The following is a 2,831-nucleotide window of genomic DNA, read 5'->3' on the forward strand; positions in this document are numbered from 1 at the left end:
TCGGCCGCGACATCGACCACACCACCCTGCGGGAACAACTACAAGCCTGTGTGGCGCATTGAATCAAAGGACAACGCACCCTCGCCGTAACTCGAGTTGTGGTTGTTCCGTCTCCACGCTGGTTCTCGTAGGTCGCGTGACAACAGAATCGCCATTGCACCACACCCAGAGCGGCCATTGTTTTGTTATCAGGTCGAGATAGCGGAGCGAGCTGACCAAAACGTCCCCGTTCTTCTGCTGCATCGCCAAATCAACAACGTTGCTCAAGGCCAATCGACGCGCAAGGCTGTCCATGCGTTGAAGCCAATCACAGGGACACATGGTCGACCACAACCATCAAAAGCTCACAGCTCGCGAGATGGTGCGAGCCCACGCCTACCCGGTGCTTGCGGCTGTTAGCAGTCTTAGCCTGCTCAGCATCACGGTTCTGCTGATTCCACAAGCCGTCAAAGCCCATCGCTACAACCGCTGCATCGACGCACAGATCACCATGCGGGTCGGCATCAATCCAAAGGGAGGCACAGCTGCCGGCAAGATGAATTACCTCAAGGCCGTTGAACACTGCGAAGGCTTCTAAACCGATGAACACCATCCAACCGTTCTTGGCTCTCAGCTTCGGGGTTTTGGGCCTGTTGGTGAACACAACGCCAGGGATGGCCCACGGAAAGGGGCTCTATGGCACCGAAGCCGAAGCACGGCAGCGTGCAGCTGAAATCGGTTGCAGCAGCATTCATGAGAACAACGGAAGTTGGATGCCTTGCACTGGTGAACGGGAACTCCACCAACAGCTGCGAAAGCAATGAAAGCCTCCAAAACAAACAGCCGGCAGGCGCGGCGAATCCATCGCTGGCTGGTTCCGATCGCCGCAGCACCACTGCTGATCACTGCAGGAACCGGCTCCCTGTACAGCCTGCTGCTGGAGCAGAAAATTGATGCCTTCTGGCTGCTCAAGCTGCACACAGGAAAGTTCGGCTGGTTCAATCTTCAGCCCATGTACCCAATCCTGCTGGGAATGCTCACCATTGTTGTGACCGTGTCTGGGCTGACAATGATGCTCAGGCCAGCCCGCACGAAAGGGGGTTGAAACCAACCACGCCTCACTCCGCACAGGTGCAACGCGGAAAAGCACAGGGAGTAACGGGAGCCATCACAACCAAACAACTAACTGCTGTAGGAGCAAAACAATTTATGCGGGAAGTGATAACCGTCTCGTCGCATGCAGACACTTAGCAGAGAAGAGTTGCTCAAAAAGCAAGAGCGAGCAAAAGAACTAAAAAGAGAGAAGCCAATAATCACATCAAAATAAACGAAATGACACAAGCAGAAGCAATTAATTCCGCCGAAAATCAATAAGGAAATAGAATAATAAAAAGAAATACGCCTCAAAAAGCATGAACAACAATGATCAGCTTAGAGACAAGACGCTTGAAGAAATCAATGCATGGTGCTTCCAACGAGTTTCCCACCTTTCAATCACTGGCCACGACAAAGCGGCACAAGCCCTAACGGAAGAACACATGGAGTCACTTCAGAACGTTAACCCCGAAGATTTACTGTGGGTAAAAAATTAACAGAAGCAGCACCTTTATCGCGACGACGGATTGCGTCATACCTGACCTCAAGGAAAGCAAATATGACGAGAAGAGACAAAACCAAAAAACAACATCGTGCTATAAAAGACACTTAAATGAGCTCGAAATCTTGCAATGCCCGTTCATAGACAGAAAAAAAGCTTGAATGGAAAATATAATCACAATTCAGTGTAGCAAAAGACACAAGTAAGTACGTCAATGACCACAAAGCGCCAGCACCGAAACGAGGAAGGGAGACCAATATCACTGAATTCGTACGAAACAGAATTCATAGAAAGACCTCAAGCCGGGAAAGATATAGAAATAACAGTGAAGAGTGGCATTATAAGGATTGCGGTCAAGCAATCCAAAAATGCAGAAGACATAACTGTAGCTTTTGCGTGCAGAGCAGATATTTTCAAATTCCAATACCCAAGAGACCTAGAAATCACAATAGAAGCCATAACAGACACAACTTATTTGGTTGAGTCAATAAGCAAAATAGAATCCGACACAAGCGACGCAATCATGGACTGGATAATTCAACTACATATCGTGAGACATGAGAAGAATCTAGAGAAACGACTGATGAAACTATTTAGATTACTGACAACGAGGCTAGGAAAAAGAACACCAGAGGGGCTGCTCTTTGAGCAAACGCTCTCTCATGCACGTATTGCTGAAATCGTTGGATCCACAAGATCAACCGTATCAAGGACGATTAGCACTCTTAGGAAGTCCCAACAAATTTACATTGATGAACTAAAGGGACAGATTATTATACCTGCGGATTAATTAACGACCACAACGACACGTTCCACCTTTCCACTTCGAACATTTCGATTTCTTACAACCCTTTTTCTTATTCACAGCAAGTCGGTTTTCAGAAGACTCGGCCAAAACACTAGAAAATCTATTCCTCAACAATACCGTCAATAGCGGGAACGTATCCAGGCAAGGGAGGTAACAAAAGACACAAGGCGTGTGGTCATCTGATTCAAGTCTAAGAAGTGCAGCGGCTGATTGGTGCACTTACAAGCACCCCAAAAATCAGCCTTAGCCCGTATCAAAAGAACTCCATGATGTATAGAACGCTACTTGTAACTGAAGGAAAAGAGTAACCAAGGACACAGCGGAGCGCCATCATAAGCGTGCCCAATCTGGGCAATCCTGTGTGAGGAATTCCATGAAGCTTTTCCAGCAAATGCTGGTGGCTCCTGCCGCCCTTGGCCTTCTGGCCACCGGCGTCAATGCCGCCGA

Annotated in this window: 5 protein-coding genes; 4 read left to right on the plus strand and 1 reads right to left on the minus strand. The window is 48.3% G+C overall.

The window, feature by feature from the left end; translation table 11 throughout:
• Window positions 1-319: 319 nt before the first annotated feature.
• From DXY03_RS09980 to DXY03_RS09995, 4 genes are all read left to right on the plus strand, one after another.
• Window positions 320-577 (plus strand): hypothetical protein, encoded by a 258-nt coding sequence (locus tag DXY03_RS09980; RefSeq protein WP_115010289.1) that lies wholly within the window; start codon window positions 320-322, stop codon window positions 575-577.
• 4 nt (window positions 578-581) lie between these two features.
• Entirely contained in the window at window positions 582-803 is a 222-nt protein-coding gene (locus DXY03_RS09985; protein WP_115010290.1) for a DUF3721 domain-containing protein, read from the plus strand.
• Window positions 800-1,084 carry a hypothetical protein gene (locus tag DXY03_RS09990; protein WP_115010291.1) on the plus strand — a complete coding sequence of 95 codons (285 nt, stop codon included), beginning with the start codon at window positions 800-802 and terminating at the stop codon, window positions 1,082-1,084. Before DXY03_RS09985 ends, DXY03_RS09990 begins: the two co-directional genes overlap by 4 nt.
• Before the next feature lie 706 nt (window positions 1,085-1,790).
• Window positions 1,791-2,366, plus strand: coding sequence for a helix-turn-helix domain-containing protein (locus tag DXY03_RS09995; RefSeq protein ID WP_115010292.1), 576 nt, complete (start codon window positions 1,791-1,793; stop codon window positions 2,364-2,366).
• Window positions 2,367-2,637: 271 nt separating this feature from the next.
• On the opposite strand, the gene DXY03_RS12505 is transcribed toward DXY03_RS09995, so the two are convergent.
• Window positions 2,638-2,831 (minus strand): hypothetical protein (locus DXY03_RS12505; protein ID WP_206749733.1); only part of this gene is annotated, 194 nt, incomplete at its 5' end.

It is taken from the genome of Synechococcus sp. N5, from assembly GCF_900473925.1.
Lineage (GTDB): Bacteria > Cyanobacteriota > Cyanobacteriia > PCC-6307 > Cyanobiaceae > Parasynechococcus.

What these genes read in the sequence shown, in the direction of transcription:
- DXY03_RS09980 (WP_115010289.1), top strand. Translation starts at nt 320, where the DNA reads ATGGTCGACCACAACCATCAAAAGCTCACAGCTCGCGAGATGGTGCGA.
- DXY03_RS09985 (WP_115010290.1), top strand. Translation starts at nt 582, where the DNA reads ATGAACACCATCCAACCGTTCTTGGCTCTCAGCTTCGGGGTTTTGGGC.
- DXY03_RS09990 (WP_115010291.1), top strand. Translation starts at nt 800, where the DNA reads ATGAAAGCCTCCAAAACAAACAGCCGGCAGGCGCGGCGAATCCATCGC.
- DXY03_RS09995 (WP_115010292.1), top strand. Translation starts at nt 1,791, where the DNA reads ATGACCACAAAGCGCCAGCACCGAAACGAGGAAGGGAGACCAATATCA.